The organism is Desulfoplanes sp. PS50 (assembly GCF_053851535.1).
The window spans coordinates 88,775-104,504 of the sequence record NZ_JBSPZA010000006.1 but is presented as its reverse complement, the minus strand read 5'-3'; the positions used below and the strand labels follow the sequence as shown (position 1 = coordinate 104,504).

12 protein-coding genes are annotated in these 15,730 nt (G+C 55.6%); 2 read left to right on the top strand and 10 right to left on the bottom strand.

Going from position 1 to position 15,730, the window contains the following annotated elements:
- Positions 1-71 precede the first annotated feature (71 nt).
- The 3 genes from ACTVJH_RS04400 to ACTVJH_RS04390 all read right to left on the bottom strand — a co-directional run bounded on the left by ACTVJH_RS04400 (position 72) and on the right by ACTVJH_RS04390 (position 2,909).
- Complete coding sequence (locus ACTVJH_RS04400) at positions 72-854, bottom strand: sugar phosphate isomerase/epimerase family protein (protein WP_455987857.1); 783 nt, start codon at positions 852-854, stop codon at positions 72-74.
- Positions 855-1,057: 203 nt separating this feature from the next.
- Positions 1,058-2,629: a sodium/solute symporter gene (locus tag ACTVJH_RS04395; RefSeq protein WP_455987855.1), complete on the bottom strand. Its 1,572-nt coding sequence runs from the start codon at positions 2,627-2,629 to the stop codon at positions 1,058-1,060.
- A gap of 4 nt (positions 2,630-2,633) precedes the next feature.
- Positions 2,634-2,909 (bottom strand): DUF485 domain-containing protein, encoded by a 276-nt coding sequence (locus ACTVJH_RS04390; protein ID WP_455987853.1) that lies wholly within the window; start codon positions 2,907-2,909, stop codon positions 2,634-2,636.
- 289 nt (positions 2,910-3,198) lie between these two features.
- Here ACTVJH_RS04390 and ACTVJH_RS04385 point away from each other — a divergent pair, with 289 nt between their 5' ends.
- Positions 3,199-4,239 carry a putative nucleotidyltransferase substrate binding domain-containing protein gene (locus ACTVJH_RS04385; RefSeq protein WP_455987851.1) on the top strand — a complete coding sequence of 347 codons (1,041 nt, stop codon included), beginning with the start codon at positions 3,199-3,201 and terminating at the stop codon, positions 4,237-4,239.
- Positions 4,240-4,422: 183 nt separating this feature from the next.
- Here the strand turns inward: ACTVJH_RS04385 and ACTVJH_RS04380 are convergent, their stop codons facing one another.
- The 7 genes from ACTVJH_RS04380 to galE all read right to left on the bottom strand — a co-directional run bounded on the left by ACTVJH_RS04380 (position 4,423) and on the right by galE (position 12,512).
- Positions 4,423-5,223 (bottom strand): RNA methyltransferase, encoded by an 801-nt coding sequence (locus ACTVJH_RS04380; RefSeq protein WP_455987849.1) that lies wholly within the window; start codon positions 5,221-5,223, stop codon positions 4,423-4,425.
- A gap of 140 nt (positions 5,224-5,363) precedes the next feature.
- On the bottom strand, positions 5,364-6,299 hold the full coding sequence (locus ACTVJH_RS04375) for a tetratricopeptide repeat protein (RefSeq protein ID WP_455987847.1): 936 nt from the start codon (positions 6,297-6,299) through the stop codon (positions 5,364-5,366).
- A 92-nt stretch (positions 6,300-6,391) separates the two neighbouring features.
- Complete coding sequence (locus ACTVJH_RS04370) at positions 6,392-6,643, bottom strand: PLDc N-terminal domain-containing protein (RefSeq protein ID WP_455987845.1); 252 nt, start codon at positions 6,641-6,643, stop codon at positions 6,392-6,394.
- 199 nt (positions 6,644-6,842) lie between these two features.
- Positions 6,843-7,595, bottom strand: coding sequence for a prolipoprotein diacylglyceryl transferase (gene lgt / locus ACTVJH_RS04365; protein ID WP_455987843.1), 753 nt, complete (start codon positions 7,593-7,595; stop codon positions 6,843-6,845).
- Positions 7,576-8,070 carry a signal peptidase II gene (gene lspA / locus ACTVJH_RS04360; protein WP_455987841.1) on the bottom strand — a complete coding sequence of 165 codons (495 nt, stop codon included), beginning with the start codon at positions 8,068-8,070 and terminating at the stop codon, positions 7,576-7,578. Before lspA ends, lgt begins: the two co-directional genes overlap by 20 nt.
- A 326-nt stretch (positions 8,071-8,396) precedes the next feature.
- Positions 8,397-11,222 carry an isoleucine--tRNA ligase gene (gene ileS / locus ACTVJH_RS04355; RefSeq protein ID WP_455987839.1) on the bottom strand — a complete coding sequence of 942 codons (2,826 nt, stop codon included), beginning with the start codon at positions 11,220-11,222 and terminating at the stop codon, positions 8,397-8,399.
- Positions 11,223-11,534: 312 nt separating this feature from the next.
- Complete coding sequence (galE, locus tag ACTVJH_RS04350; RefSeq protein WP_455987837.1) at positions 11,535-12,512, bottom strand: UDP-glucose 4-epimerase GalE; 978 nt, start codon at positions 12,510-12,512, stop codon at positions 11,535-11,537.
- Positions 12,513-12,785: 273 nt separating this feature from the next.
- Between galE and ACTVJH_RS04345 the strand changes: the two genes are divergently transcribed.
- A complete protein-coding gene (locus ACTVJH_RS04345; RefSeq protein ID WP_455987835.1) occupies positions 12,786-15,686 on the top strand; it encodes an insulinase family protein in 2,901 nt (966 codons plus the stop codon).
- Positions 15,687-15,730 lie beyond the last annotated feature (44 nt).

Below are 15,730 nucleotides of genomic sequence, written 5' to 3'. Positions count from 1 at the left end.
AAAAGAAAAGGGGGCAGCAGGGGATAGTGCGCAGTGCACAGTACGCAGTGTACAGTACACAGGTCATGGGATTACATGAAAAAGGAAGCCATCTCCTCCCGCAGGTCGCGCAGACGGGTGCCTGGGTCATGGCCGGTAAAGGCGGCCGGAGTCACCTCCATGGTCAGGTTGTTGGTGTATCCGTCGCGCGCCACGAGGTTCAGGAATTCGAACAGGGGAAGATCTCCGGTTCCGGGCCAGAGATGTTCCTTGATCCCGGCGGCATCGGAAAAATGAATATTGGTGACCAGAGAGCGGGGAATGCGCTCCCATCCCTTGAGGATATTGTAGCCGCTTACCCCGAGATGACAGGTGTCCAGAGTCATGGTGGTTTGTTTTTTGGCACAGAGGACGGCAAGTGATGTGAGCGGATCCTTGGCAAAAGGTGATTGCTGGTTCCAGGGGAGATTTTCAATGCCCAGATTCAGCTTGGGGTCTGCTTCCATATCCATGGGCAGATCATAGGATGATCGGAACCACCAGAACAGGGAGAGTTCGCCCTGTCTGAAATGGGGCGGGTGCAGGGTGATATGGCGGACATGTTCCAGACGATTTCCCAGTGCAATCGTGTCTTTCCATGCGTGCAGATGGCCACCCCAAAGGGCCCATTTCCTGAACGGGGCGTGCAGGGAGATGATTCTGCAGTTTCCGGTCGCTTTGCGAAGCCATCCTTCGTCGAGCATGTCCGGATGGGAAAGGATGAGTTCCAGACCATCAAAACCGGCATCCACGCAGATGCGGGCGATCTCTTCCAGAGGGCGATCAAAGAGGCAGCCCGTGGAGAGGAGGAAGGTCGGTCGATTGGGGTGGGGCATGGATGTATCCGGGATTCGATTGTAGGGGCACGGCGCGCCGTGCCCTATGATGCGCTGCCATGATGAAGGAAACAATACCCGGCAATGGATACAGAAGGCCAGAATGATTCCTTGCCATTTCGAGTGGTTGGTTTTGTGTCGTGGTATCCCCGAAAAGGGCACGGCGCGCCGTGCCCCTACGGTGGGTTCATTATTTCAGGGGGCTATCGTTCCGGACCGTGGAGTACAGTCATGACCTGGTTGACGTCATGGGGAATGGCGGATTCACCTTTTTGCGCCAATTCCATCCGTGAGAACCCGTAGATGGCTGCAAAGGACAGGAGCATGACAAATCCTCCGGGGTTTTGGAATTGAAGCATTTCCGGCATCCATGATTTGCCCAGGATCATGATGAACGAGCCCACAATGCCTGTGGCCAGACCGGCGATGGCTCCGCGTTTGGTCATCCTCGGCCACCAGATTCCCATAACCAGAACAGGGAAAAAGGTGGAGGCGGCAATGGCAAAGGCCAGGCCGACCAGAACAGCGATCTGCATCTTTTCCACGGCAAACCCCAGGGGAATCCCCAGAAGCCCCACGCCCAACGAGGCGATGCGGGCGATCAGGACCCTGGTCTGTTCGGGCATGTTCGGGCTGATCAGATTGACCACCAGATCATGCCCAATGGCCCCTGCGCAGGTGATGATCAGTCCGGCAACTGTGGAGAGAACGGCTGCAAAAGCCCCGGCCACGACCAGACCCAGAAGGATCTGACCGCCGAAATGTGATCCCGCCACCGGCACGGCCAGGTTCTTGCCGTTTTCCGCCATCCAGGCCACGAGATGTTGACTCATTCCGAGTTCCCCGGATCGCAAAAAGACATAGCGGATGACATGTCCCACATACGGGGACAGAATGTAGAAACATCCGATCAAAAGAAGCACATAGATGACGGTTTTCCGGGCAGCCTTGCCGTCGGGGGCGGTGTAGAAACGGACCAGGATGTGGGGCAGGCCGGCCGTACCGAACATCAGCGCCAAAAGCAGGGAAAGGGTGTCCTTGAGGCTTGTCAGCCAGTACCCGGGGGCCAGGTAGGCGCTCCCGTCGAACATCCTCCCGGACATGGGTTCCGGCCCCTTGAAGCTCTGGATGAATCCGGTGATCTCGGCATAGGTAAATCCCTTGAGCATGTACGGGATGAACGCGAGCAGAAACATGGATCCGAACATGATCCAGAATTGGACGAGCTGGTTGATGGTCGTTCCCTTCATGCCTCCGATCGTCACGTACACGGTGATGATCAGGGCGATGAGCACGATGGCCGTTCGGTATTCCAGTCCCAAAAGCAGTCCCATGACCTTGCCCGCTCCGAGCATCTGCGGGGCCATATAGAACATGGAAACGAACAGAACACCGATGATCCCCCAAATCCGGGCGGCGCGGGAGTGGAACCGTTCGGACACGAAATCAGGAATCGTGTATTTTCCGAACTTGCGCAGAGGTGAGGCCAGAAACAGGAGCAGGGCAATGTATCCGACAAAAAAGCCAAAGGCGTAGATGATCCCGTCAAACCCCTGTAAAAAGGCAATCCCGGCCACCCCGAGAAAGGAGGCCGCGCTCAGGTAGTCGCTCGAAATGGCCGATGCGTTGATGAACGAATTGACTTTGCGGCCCGCCAGATAATAATCGGCCGCAGTTTTCTGAACCCGGAAAATCCAGGTGGTGATAACGGTAAATGCGAGCATGGCCCCGATGAGGATCAGGGCGGTGGTGGGAACCTGGTACATGGTATCCATAAAGCTACTCCTGGGGATCTATGGGTTCGATGGTTTCTTCGATGGTGTCTTCCATGGCATTGGCCGCTTTGGTGTAGATGATAAAGATGATCCAGGTCACCGGATAGATGACCAGTCCTACCAGAACATAGTGCAGGGGCATGCCGCCAAGGGATTGTGCCGAGATCCAGTCTTTGGCGAGGTATACAAGAAGATACAGGCCAATAATGGATGCGAAATAGGGAATGCCGAATGCCAGGGCAAAGCTGAGTTGTTTCTTGCGCAATGTGTTCACGTCCATGGGTTACCTCCTTAAATATGGATAAGAGTGTCTATTCTCTTGTACACGATCCCGGCAAAGGGGCCATCTCTTTTTGGTGAACGGTCAGGCTTTGATTGGTTTTTTTTCGGGCACCTTCCATGTCGTGGGCGCTACCGGTCGAACCCGGGGAAGGGCCGCTCGTTGCCAAAGGCTGGTCATTTCCTTGTGAGCTGTGGTAGAAAGGCCTGAACACGGATTCTGGAGTTGCGACCAAGGTGAACGGAATGAGAAGCGCTCCGGATTACCTCTATCCAACCGGGAAAGGAAAATGAACGAATCGCCACGGTACCACGATGGGTCTGAAAAACATCAAACCATGCGACGTCTGGTCGAGAAGGGTGATTTGAATGCGATCCGTTCGCAGCGGATCGCATTGGTTCGTGACGGCCTTGAGCAGGGCAGGGATGCGGCAGAGATTTCCAGAAATCTGTCCAGGTTCAATCAGGATCTCATCGGGGCGATCTTTGTCATTCATGCCAGAGAACATCCCTGGCTTGGGGAGTGCACCTGGCTGGAGTTCGGGTCCGGGGGGCGGCAGGAGCAGGTCCTCTCCTCGGACCAGGATAACGGGCTTATCTATCCGGTCCCGCCTGACAGCCATGATCTGGATGAGGTGACCCAGGACATGGTCATGACGCTGGATGGGGCTGGAATGCGGCTGTGTCCCGGTGGGGTCATGGTCACCTCACCGACCTGGCGGGGTACGGGGGGGGAATGGAGTGCGCGTCTGCAGGCCTGGCTGGCCAATCCAGCGGAACGGGGACCGTGGCAGTATGGGCTCATTCTCGATTTCAGACCGCTTGTGGGCCCCGAGGATCAGGCCATCGCCCTGCGCCAGGAATTGTGGGAGTATATCCGGACTCGACCCCTTGTACTGCGTCTTTTGGCTGATGAATTGGCCGGATACAGGATTCCCCTGACCATTTGGGGCAATTTCGTGCTTATCAAGAAAGGACCGTTTCAGGGGGGGCTCGATATCAAGAAATCCGGATTGGTCCGTCTGGGTACGGCTGCCCGCATCCTGGCCCTGAAGCACGGGTTGACACGGCATCATACCCTGGATCGGATCCATGATCTGGTGGATCAGGGACATATCGGAACAAGGCTCGGCCAGCGACTGGCCCGTTTCTGGTCATGGAGTCAGGGCCAGCGGCTGTCAATCGGTCTCGAGGAACTCAGCGCGGGCCGACAACCCCACAATGTCGTCTATCCCTATCGGTTCAAACGAGAGGAAATACTCCTTCTCAAGGATGGACTGCATGCGGTGGAGAAATTCAGTCGGTTGGTCCTGGACGGGGCGGGGTTTTAGAAAGTGCGCAGAGTAACAGAAAGTACGCAGTACACAGTGCGCAGTGCAACAGAAAGTACGCAGTACTCAGTGCGCAGTGCGCAGGGAAAGACAAAAAATGGAGATGGGAGATAGAGAGGTGGGATGTGAATTACCGGGGACGGACCCTCTGTGTCCGCCCGAAGCCGGAACGAAAAGCGCCAACTATTTTTCAGGACTCGACGAGTCTTCGATCTGCGCACTGCGCACTGTGTCCTGCGCACTTTCATTATTTTCTGCCTTTTTGACAATCCATTCGATCTGGCGGCAGATCCCCATGAGCAAATTGAACTCGTGGCGTTTCATTTCAAAACGCTGCAGGAATCGGCGCATGGGGAGCATGAAATAATCCGGGTTGTCGTTGTGCAGGAAATCGATGGCCAATAGCGAGGTCTTGATCCGTTCGATCAGGACCTCTTGTTCTTTGTGGGTGATGGACCGGCTTGGCAGGTCCGTGTGGGCGGGGGTCTGGCAGGAGGATTGTTTGAAGATTTCGTAGAGGATGATCAGGGCGGCCTGGGCCAGATTCAGGGAGGTCATGTCCCTGTGGGTCGGAATGCAGATGAGTTGGCCGCAGATTTCGACTTCCCGATTGTCCAGCCCGGTGTCTTCAGGGCCGAAGACAAGGGCCACCTGCTCGCCCTTGGACAGTTGTTCGGCAATGGTTCCCCCCGCCTTTTCCGGGAGAATGATGGACTTGCGCCATCCCCCGGTTCGGGCGGTTGTCCCGTAGACCACGGAGAAAGGGGCCAGTGCATCGGTCAGGTCGTCGACAATGGTAATCTCGTCAAGAAGCTTTTCGCTGTGCGGGGTGGCCAATCGTTTGGCCTTGGTAACGTCCCAATTGCGGGGACTGACCAGGATGATTCTCTGGCAGCCCATGTTCATGCAGGCTCTGGCAACAGAGCCCACGTTTTCGGGATATTTGGGTCGGACCAGGATAACGGCGGTATTCAATATATTCATGAGATGCCGAACAAAGATGGGCAGGCTTAAGGCCAACAGGCTGCAATGGTGTATGATAGTTGCAACGTGAACACGTCATCCCGGCAGGCCGCAATGACGTGTTCACTGTTCTTGTTTAAAAAACTTTTTCAGAAAGACGATCAGTCGCTGGTCTGCAGGAATGTTTTGGCCCTTCGCGCTTCTGCCGACTGGGGATGTTTGTCTATGAGATCCTGCAGGACCAGTCTGCCGGGTTTTTTCTTGTCCATCTTGAAAAATGAAATGCCTTGTTTGAGCATCGCGGGACGGTATTTGTTACTTTTTTTGTAATTTTCAATAACCTTCTGGTAGGCGAGGATGGCCCGGGCATAATCGCGCATCTGGTAATGACATTCTCCCTGCCAGAAAAGGGCGTTGGGCACGAGCGTGTCCTTCTTGAAGGTGGTCACGAATTCTTCCCACAGGGAAAGGGCCTGGCCGTATTCCTTGGCATAAAAGGAGTTCAGGGCCTTTTTGTACAGGGCCTCGGCTGAATCCTGCTTGGGCGCGATTGCGGGCCGGCTGACCTGTTTGTCCGATTCGGCGGTCGTTGCGGGCGAAGATGCTGATGCATCTTGGCCTTTTTTTGGTTCGAATTCGGCGAGATCAATGCCCAATTGTCCGGCAATGGCAGTCAGGGCCTTGTCCATCCTGGTCGTTGTGGCGGTCATTTCTGTAAGATCGGAGGTTGCGTTGGCCTGGTTCTTTTCCAGAATCTCGACCTTACGGGTCAATCCGTCGATTTCTCCCCGGGCCGTTGCCACCTGAACCCGCAGGTTTTCGATTTCCACCCAGAGATCGGCCTGTTTGGTGCGCACCGGCTGGCTGGTCTGGGTGATTTCTTTTTGGAGGTCTTCACGGGCCTTGGTCAGCTCGGACTCCAGGCTGACGATGTGTTGTTTGAGTTCCTGGTTTTCCCGGGCCTGCTGCTGTTTCTGGTAGGAGACCTGCCCCTGAAGGGAAGAGACATCCTGTTTAGAGGCACACGCGGAGGCAAACAGCACGGCGGCCAGGGCGAGACACGAAAGCAAGAAGCCGGTGGATCGTGAAATGCTCATCACAGATGGTTACCTCGCTTGGAAGGGGTTTGGGGAAAAATCGACCATAGTGCGTATCGCGGCCTGGTGCAAACCCTGTTCTGTCTGGAGATTCATGATCTCTGACTGGTGTCGTCTTCGCCGGGTAACATGAATGGGTCTAGTGTCCGGCGTCGACCAATGAACAAGTAGATGATCCCTCCGAAGACAGGCAGGAATACATTCAAAAAGATCCAGCCTTTTTTTTCGGCCGGCGTGGCGAAATCATGACGAAAGATGTGCCAGATGGCCCAGAGGTTGGGAATGATCGGCAGGGCCAGGATGGCAATGACCAGGACGAGCTGGAGAGGGGTGAGAGATGACATAGTGTTAGGTTGTGGTTAGTTGTTTGCGGGATGGATTGAAAAAATAAGGGGACATAAGTGCGCAGTACGCAATACACAGTGCGCAGATTAAAGACATCCCATCCAGGTATTCATGCATCCTGTATCTCTGCAAAACTGTTTCCGTTTTTCCTGCGCCCTGTGCACTGCGTACTGTCTACTTCATTTAAAAACGATACGCTTACATTCTTTTTTTTCTGTAGACCATTATTCCGAGTCCCAGCAGGAAGACGCCGAGGGTGATCATCTGGGTGACGGAGATGATTCCGAAATCTCCCCGGTAATCTCCCCGGAAGAATTCGATACTGAATCGGAAGATGGCATAGAGCATGAGCATCAGCCCGCTGAGCATGCCATCGGTTTTCACAAATCGTTTGGCCCCGAGAAGGATTCCGAATGTGGTCAGTCCTGCCAGACAGTGGTAGAGTTGGGTCGGGTGCAGGGGAATATTCACCGGTGCAAGGCTGTTCGGGTCGGTGAAGGTGATCGCCCAGGGGAGTTCACAGGGGCTGCCGTAACAGCACCCGGCCATGACGCAGCCGATACGGCCGATGGCCTGGCCCAGGGGAACGCTGATCGCGATGGCGTCCATCCAGGTCCAGACGGGCTGATTTTTTTTGGAAAGAAACCAGTATCCGGTCATCGCGGCCAGGATCGCTCCACCCAGAAAGACCAGTCCTCCTTTCCAGAACATGATCATTTCCAGAGGGTGATGGAAAAAATAGACCGGATTGATCAGGATATACAGAATCCGTGCCCCGAGAATGGCCCCGAGGACCACATAGAAACCGAGGTCGGAGACCAGGGTATGATCGAGCCCCTTTTGCTTGGCTTCCCTGCAGGTCCAGGCCATGCCGGCCAGGAAGGCGGCGGCCACGAAAAACCCGTAGCTGTGAATAGTCAGGGGGCCGATTTCAATTAAAACGGGATGCATTCTTCTTCCGCTGATAAAAGGAGATGAGGAGCAAAAGGGCCCCCACGCTGATGGCCATGTCCGCAACGTTGAAGGCCGGCCAGTGGTGACCTGCCACATGAAAATCCAGGAAATCGATGACCTGGCCGATGCGTATCCGGTCGATCATGTTCCCCAGGGCTCCGCCAAGGATGCACCCGAGCCCGGTGAACATGAAGGGATCTCTGCGGTCCACGGTTCTGACCAGGTGAAAGATGAGCACCACGGCCAGGGCGGAAACCCCGATGAAGAAATAGGTCTGCCAGTGGATGTCCGCTCGGTTCAGGAATCCAAAGGCCGCGCCCTTGTTCAGGACATGGACCAGGTCGAAAAACCCCGGGATGACGGGAATGGATTCGTACATGGAGATGGATCCCTGAACCCAGATCTTGGTGATCTGGTCCAGGATGATAATCACACCGGACAGAATGGAGACGATTTTGTATTTATTATTCATGGGATGATTTGTTGATGCAATGTATGGAAAAAATGTTTGCCGACAAAATTGTTCTATTCATATTTGGTCATATCCCCGCACCCCCGTAGGCGCGATCCACGAATCGTCCGCCTTGATCGCAGGGCGAATCGTCACGGTTGCGGTGCAGCCGTAGGGGCGATTCACGAATCGCCCGTTTTGATCGAGCCCCCGGAGGCGAGGAAAAACAGAATGAATGGTACCCGCGAACACTGTTTGCAATGACATCGGGGATCTGAACGGTATGGTATCTTCAATCCGTTCCCTGTTGCCCCAATCGTTACAAGGGCGATTCGTGAATCGCCGGGTTATTCATTGTTAGGTAGTTCTTCCAGAACCTTCGTACATCTCGGGCAGGCCTCGGGATGATCCGGGTTGGTGCCCAGGTTTTCGTCGTACACCCAGCAGCGGGCGCATTTGGTGCCCGGGGCACGGGTCACGGCAACCTTGAGGTCCGGGATCTCCTGGCTGGCAAAGATGTTTTCCGGGGCGTCCTCGATGCCGGCCAGGGTCACCTTGGAAACGATGAAAAAGGGGCGCAGATAGTCGGAGACCTTTTCAAGATCCTCCCGCATGTCCTCCTTCACATACAGGGTGACATGGCTGTCAAGGGAGTGGCCGAGCTCCTTGGATTGCCGCATAGGCTCGATGGCCTTGGTCACCTCGGTGCGTACGTCCACGAGCATGTCCCAGAGTTGGGTTTCTTCTTCGTCCATGAAGCCTTTTTCAAATTCGGGGAAGGAGAATCCGAATACGGTGGTGATGTCGGGACGTATGGTTTCGGGCATGTTGCTGAAGACTTCCTCGGCCGTGAAACTGAGGATCGGAGCCATGTTCTCCAAAAGGACGAGGAGAATATGATACATGGCGGTCTGGCCGGAGCGTCGCTCAATCCCCTTGGTTGGCGAAACATAGAGCCGGTCCTTGAGAATATCGAGATAAAACGCGCTCAAGTCCGTGGCGCACAGGTTGTGCAGGGTGTGGTAGACCTTGTGGAATTCGAACTCCTCGTACGCCTTCTGCATGGTCTGATGGGCCTCGGCAAGACGGTCCAGGGCATAGCGGTCCAGAGGGAGCATATCTTTGGGATCGACCATGTCCGCAGCGGGATCGAAATCCCTGAGATTACCGAGGATGTACCTGCAGGTATTTCTGATCCGTCGATAGGCATCGACCAGCCGGCGCAGGATTTCGTCGGAGATGCGCAGATCTTCCTGATAATTGGATGCGGCCACCCACAAGCGCAGGATTTCAGCCCCATACTTTTCAATAATCTCTTCAGGCGCGATGACATTGCCCACGGATTTGGACATCTTGCGGCCCTTGCCGTCGACCACGAATCCGTGGGTGAGTACGGATGTATAGGGGGCCTGTCCGCGATTGCCCACCGAGGCGAGCAGGGAGCTGTGAAACCATCCCCGATGCTGGTCGGTTCCTTCGAGATACAGGTCGGCCGGGAATCTGCATTCCTCGCGTCCTTCCACAACAGCGGCAAAACTGGTGCCTGAATCAAACCAGACGTCCAGAATGTCGTCTTCCTTTTCCCAGTGTTTGCTCCCGCAATGGGGGCAGACCAGATCCTCGGGCACGACCTCGTCCAAAGAGGCCTCGAACCAGTAATCAGCACCACAGGGATGGGTGGCGAATCTGTCCACGATCCCATGGACCCACTGACTGTCGAACCATGCCTGACCGCAGTCGCGGCAGAGCAGGGCGATGATCGGGACCCCCCACATGCGCTGTCTGGAGATGCACCAGTCCGGGCGGTTTTTGATCATATTGTAGATGCGTTCCTTGCCCCAGGCCGGCACCCAATTGACCTCCTTGTCAATGGCCGCAAGGGCCTTGTCCCTCAGGTCATTGGCCTCCATGGAAATGAACCACTGGGTGGTGGCCCTGAAGATGACCGGTTTTTTACACCGCCAGCAATGGGGATAGGAGTGGGTGATTTTTTCCGTGGCCAGGAGATTGCCCGTTTCTTGAAGTTTTTCAATGACCAGGGGATTGGCCTCGAACACGGTCTTGCCGGCGAAATATTTGACTGATGCAAGGAAGCGCCCTTGGTCGTCCAGGGGCGAAAGGACTTCCAGGCCATAGCGCAGGCCGGTTTCATAGTCTTCCCGGCCATGACCCGGTGCCGTGTGCACGCATCCGGTACCTGTTTCCAGGGTCACGTAATCGGCCATGACAATGGGGGATTTCCGGTCGAGAAAGGGATGGGTTGCAGTGATGTTTTCCAGGTTTTTCCCTTCGGTTTCCGCAAGGATCTCGGGGTGCTCCCAGCCAAACCGTTTGGCGTTCTCCTCGACCAGGTCCTTGGCCAGTATGTGGAGGCTGTCACCGGCCCTGACCAGCACGTAGATAAAATCCGGATGTACGGCCACGGCCATATTGTCAGGGATGGTCCAGGGGGTGGTGGTCCAGATGTCTATGAAGGTTGCCCCCCCCGCGCATTGGGGAAAAACAGTGGTAATGGCCTGATCAGTGATGGGAAAGCGGACAAAGATGGACGGGGAGGTGTGATCGTCGTACTCCACCTCGGCCTCTGCCAGAGCTGTCTGACAGGAGGAGCACCAATAGATGGGCTTCTTGTTACGCACCACGGATCCCTTGTCCATGAACCTGGCCAGTTCACGGGCCGTGGCGGTCTCATAGTCCGGGGTCATGGTCATATAGGGTTTTTCCCACAACCCGAGACCGCCGAACCGTTTGAATTCGCTGCGCTGGATGTCCAGCCATTTGAGGGCGTATTCCCGGCAGAGGGTGCGAACTTCAAGGATTGACTTGTCCTTTTTGGCCGCGCCCAGTTCCTGTTCCACCTTATGTTCGATGGGCAGGCCATGACAATCCCAGCCCGGGACATATTCTGCCTTGAACCCGGCCATGTTCCTGTTCTTGACGATGATGTCCTTGAGGATCTTGTTCAGGGCATGCCCCATGTGCAGGTGTCCGTTGGCATAGGGGGGACCATCGTGCAGGACATAACGTTCTTTGTCCTTGCCCGCCTTGATCATCTGCTCATAGGCGTTGATCTCTTCCCAATAGGCGAGCATTTTCGGCTCGTTCTTGTTCAGGTTCGCCCGCATGGGAAAGGATGTCTTGGGAAGATTGAGGGTTGCCTTGTACTCGCTCATGGATAACTCGTCCTCCGGATAGTGCGTGGAATATGGGTTGCCGGACCCGGCATGGCCCGGTGATGGATAGTGCATCTCCAGGGTGAAAATAAACAAAGACTTTGAATCAAGGGGCTGGTGAAGTCAAGAAAAGGAGCGCGGAGGGAGGCAGGGAGGCAGGAGGCAGGGAGGCGGGACAAGTGCGCAGTACGCAGGGCGCAGTACGCAGGGCGCAGGGCGTAGGGTGCAGGGCACAGGGAAAAACGAAAAAGTGATCAATCGTTATGAGGACTGGACGCTTTCTCCCGCCTCCAGCCTCCCGTCTCCTTTTTTTTACAGCTTGCTTTCCCAGAGATACGCAGACAACGCGATCTCCTCGATATCGTCGTGTGCAGGCTGCCAGTTCATGGTCTGCATGAGTCTGGTCGGATCGGAGATGAGGGTGGCCGGATCGCCGGGTCTTCGGTCCACTTCTTTGGTCGTAAAATCTACCTTGCTGACCTTTTTCACCGCAGTGACGATTTCCTTGACCGTATACCCTTTGCCGTAGCCGCAATTGAAGATTCCTGAAGGGTTACCCGCTTCCAGATGCTTCATGGCCAGGACGTGGGCCTCTGCCAGGTCGGTCACGTGGATGTAGTCCCGGATGCAGGTGCCGTCCTTGGTGGGATAGTCCGTGCCAAAGATCTTCAGGTGGTCACGGCGTCCCAGGGCGGTTTGCGAGGCCACCTTGATCAGATGGGTCGCCTTGGGGGTGCTCTGGCCGATGCGTCCCTTGGGGTCGGCACCGGCCACATTGAAATAGCGCAGAATGACGAAGGAAAAACCGGGATGGGCCGCGTGGGTATCCCGGATGACCCATTCGCTCATCAGTTTGCTTCTCCCGTAGGGATTGATGGGATCCAGGGGGGATTCTTCGGTCACCGGAACGATCTCAGGCATGCCGTAGACCGCGGCCGTGGAGGAAAAGATGAACCTGGGGATCTTGTGCTTGACGGCCAGACCGATGAGCTCGGTAGTGTTATTGGTGTTGTTGATGTAGTATTTGATGGGATTGGTCACGGATTCCGGCACCACGATGGAGCCTGCGAAATGGAGGATGCCGTCAAAGTTTTCTCGTGCCATGAGTGCGGACAATTTGTCGGTTTCGGCCAGATCGCCCACTTCCAGTCGCGCGGGCGGAAGAACCGCCTCGGCATGTCCTGTGGAAAGATTGTCGTAGACTACGACCTCATAGCCCTGGGAACACAGGGCCAGGGTGGTGTGGGAACCGATATAGCCGGCACCGCCGGTAACGAGGATCTTGGGCATGAAGGACTCCTGGTGATCATGGGTAAGGTGAGCGTGGACAACGATCTGTCCGGTATCCTTTTCCTGGGATTCTGCCAAGCAAGAAGAGGGCCCAAACTCTCTTCGGTCTTGCCATTTACCAGGAATTTTGAAAGGTAGAAGCGGTTTGCGAGCCCATACATACAATGACGAACATACCCCTTTTTCCTGCACCTTTCGGCCGCAGGGATCACGAGACTGAGAATCGTTTTCAGCTCCCAATGGGATTGTTTCGACCATAAGGAGGATACAGTCGTGGCCCATGGATTTGTTCTCAAGGAAGAACGGACGATCGAGGAAATTGCCGCTGTCGCATATATATACGAGCATGAAAAAACCGGGGCCCGGGTGCTTTCCGTGGTCAATGACGATGAAAACAAGGTTTTCGGGATAAGCTTCAGAACCCCTCCCAAGGATTCCACCGGGGTCGCCCATATCCTGGAACATTCGGTTCTGTGCGGATCGCGCAAGTATCCCCTTAAGGAACCCTTTGTGGAACTGCTCAAGGGATCGCTGCAGACTTTTTTGAACGCCATGACCTTTCCGGACAAGACCTGTTATCCCGTGGCCAGTCAGAACGTCCAGGATTTCTATAATCTTGTGGATGTGTACCTGGATGCGGTCTTTTATCCCCGGATCACCCCGGAAATTTTTGCGCAGGAGGGGTGGCATTACGAACTCGAACATCCCGATGATCCCCTGGTCTACAAGGGAGTGGTCTTCAACGAGATGAAGGGGGTCTATTCCTCCCCTGACAGCCTGCTCGGCGAATATTCGCAGCACGCTGTTTTCCCGGATACACTCTATGCCTTGGAATCCGGAGGCCATCCCGAGCATATCCCCGAGTTGGCGTACGAAGCCTTCAAGGCATTCCATGCGACCTATTATCATCCCTCCAACGCATGGATCTATTTCTATGGGGATGACGATCCAGAAAAGCGGCTGGAAATCCTTGGCACGTATTTGGACGAATTTTCCGCCAAGGACGTCGCCTCCACCATTCCCCTGCAGCCGGTACGGCAGGGGGGCGAGCTTCATCGTCACTTCTACGCCGCCGGGGAAGGTCAGGACAAGGCGATGACCACCCTGAACTGGCTTTTGTGCGAGACCACCGATGCCAGGGAGAACCTGGCCTTGCGTATTCTGGAGCATATTCTGGTGGGCATGCCCGGTTCCCCCCTGCGCAAGGCACTCATCGATTCGGGATTGGGCGAGGATCTGGCCGGGTTCGGTCTGGAAGACGACCTCCGGCAGATGGTCTTTTCCATCGGTCTCAAGGGGATCAATCCCGGAGACGATGCCAAGGTCAGGGACCTGATCCTGGCCACGCTCACGGATATCCGTGATCAGGGAATCGGGGAGGATCTCATCGAGGCGGGCGTCAATACCATCGAATTTGCCTTGCGGGAAAACAATACCGGATCCTATCCCAGGGGGCTTCTGGTCATGCTCCGCAGCCTTTCCACCTGGCTTTATGACGGCGATCCCTTTGAGGTGGTCTCCTTTGAATCCCCCCTTGCTTCCATCAAGGAATCACTGGCCGAGGGAGACGACATTTTCGAAAGGCTGATCACCAGCTATCTGTTGGAGAACCCCCATCAGATGCAGGTGGTTCTCGAGTCGGACAAAAAACTCGGCGCGGTCCTCGAGGCCAGGGAGGCTGAAAAACTGGCTGCGGTGAAAAAGTCCATGACGCCCGAAGAGATTCAGGAGGTCATCGCCCGAACGGACCGTCTCAAGGAACTTCAGGCCCAACCCGATACCCCCGAGGCCCTGGCGACTATCCCTTATCTTACCCGGGATGAACTCGATCCCGAGATCAAGACCGTGCCCCTGGAAGAGGAGACCATCCACGCTACCCGGGTTCTGTTCCATGATCTGGAAACGAGCGGAATCGTGTATACCGATCTGGTTCTGGATCTCCATCACATGGTCCAGAAATACCTCCCCTACGTGCCCCTGTTTGGGCGGGCCCTGCTTGAAATGGGCACGGACACCGAGGACTATGTGGAATTTGGCAAGCGGATCAGGCGGAAGACCGGCGGAATAGGGGCCTCTCCCTTTGCCGCTTCCGTGCTGGGAGAGCGTGACGGGTTCTGCAAGCTGATTCTGCGCGGCAAGGCCATTGCCGACCATGTCGGGGAGCTTTTGGACATTGTCAAAGACGCCTTGTTGCGGGTCAATCTGGGCAACAAGGAGCGATTCCGTCAGATCGTGGTCGAGGAAAAGGCCGGGCTTGAACAGGCCCTGATTCCTTCGGGACATGGGCTGGCAACGCTTCGGGTTCGTTCCCGGTTCAACGAGGCCGATTGGGCCCAGGAACAGATGGGAGGGGTCAGCTATCTGTTCTTTCTCCGGTTCCTGCTGGACAAGATCGATACTGACTGGGAGACGGTGGAAGGAAGCCTGCGGGAGGTGCAGTACGCCCTGGTGGATGCGGCCTCCATGGTCCTGAACGTGACCACGTCGGCCCCTGTCTGGGGTGAGGTTCGGGGACAGGTGGAAACATTTCTCCAGGAGATGCCTGAGCGGGGACTGAGCAAAAATACCTGGCTTCCGGTCTGCTCCCAGGACAATGAAGGACTGACCATCCCGGCCATGGTCAATTACGTGGCCAAGGGTACGGATCTGTATGCCGGTGGGTATACCTATCATGGATCGGTCAATGTGATCACCAAGTATCTGCGAACCTCATGGCTGTGGGAGCAGGTCCGGGTACTTGGCGGAGCCTATGGGGGATTCTGCGGATTCGATCGTCAGTCCGGACTCATGACCTTTGGGTCCTACAGGGATCCAAACATCCTTTCCACCCTGGAGGCCTTTGACAAGTGTGCGGATTTTCTGGCCTCGGCCTCTCTTGACCAGACCGAGATCGACAAGGGGGTCATCGGGGCCATCGGCGGCATGGATCAGTACCAGCTCCCGGATGCCAAAGGGTTTTCGTCCATGATCCGTTTTCTGACCGGTGTGACGGATGAAGAACGTCAAACCATCAGGGACCAGATTTTGGCCACAGACAAGGAACATTTCCGGGCCTTTGGCGAGGTGCTTGCGAAATGTGCCCAGCGAGGATTTGTCTCCGTGCTCGGATCGGCCGAAGATATCGAAGAGGCCCGGGAAAAGGCCGGACTGGTGGAGGTGTTCGAAGTACTCTGATTCAAAGCGGGAAGCAGTCTTTTTCTGCTTTCTTCTGCTGTCAC

Bases quoted from the DNA above. Each gene is read 5' to 3' on its own strand.
- ACTVJH_RS04380 (WP_455987849.1), bottom strand. From the start codon at position 5,223: ATGAATATATTGAATACCGCCGTTATCCTGGTCCGACCCAAATATCCC.
- lspA (WP_455987841.1), bottom strand. From the start codon at position 8,070: ATGAATAATAAATACAAAATCGTCTCCATTCTGTCCGGTGTGATTATC.
- ileS (WP_455987839.1), bottom strand. From the start codon at position 11,222: ATGAGCGAGTACAAGGCAACCCTCAATCTTCCCAAGACATCCTTTCCC.
- ACTVJH_RS04400 (WP_455987857.1), bottom strand. From the start codon at position 854: ATGCCCCACCCCAATCGACCGACCTTCCTCCTCTCCACGGGCTGCCTC.
- lgt (WP_455987843.1), bottom strand. From the start codon at position 7,595: ATGCATCCCGTTTTAATTGAAATCGGCCCCCTGACTATTCACAGCTAC.
- ACTVJH_RS04375 (WP_455987847.1), bottom strand. From the start codon at position 6,299: ATGAGCATTTCACGATCCACCGGCTTCTTGCTTTCGTGTCTCGCCCTG.
- ACTVJH_RS04390 (WP_455987853.1), bottom strand. From the start codon at position 2,909: ATGGACGTGAACACATTGCGCAAGAAACAACTCAGCTTTGCCCTGGCA.
- galE (WP_455987837.1), bottom strand. From the start codon at position 12,512: ATGCCCAAGATCCTCGTTACCGGCGGTGCCGGCTATATCGGTTCCCAC.
- ACTVJH_RS04395 (WP_455987855.1), bottom strand. From the start codon at position 2,629: ATGGATACCATGTACCAGGTTCCCACCACCGCCCTGATCCTCATCGGG.
- ACTVJH_RS04385 (WP_455987851.1), top strand. From the start codon at position 3,199: ATGAACGAATCGCCACGGTACCACGATGGGTCTGAAAAACATCAAACC.
- ACTVJH_RS04370 (WP_455987845.1), bottom strand. From the start codon at position 6,643: ATGTCATCTCTCACCCCTCTCCAGCTCGTCCTGGTCATTGCCATCCTG.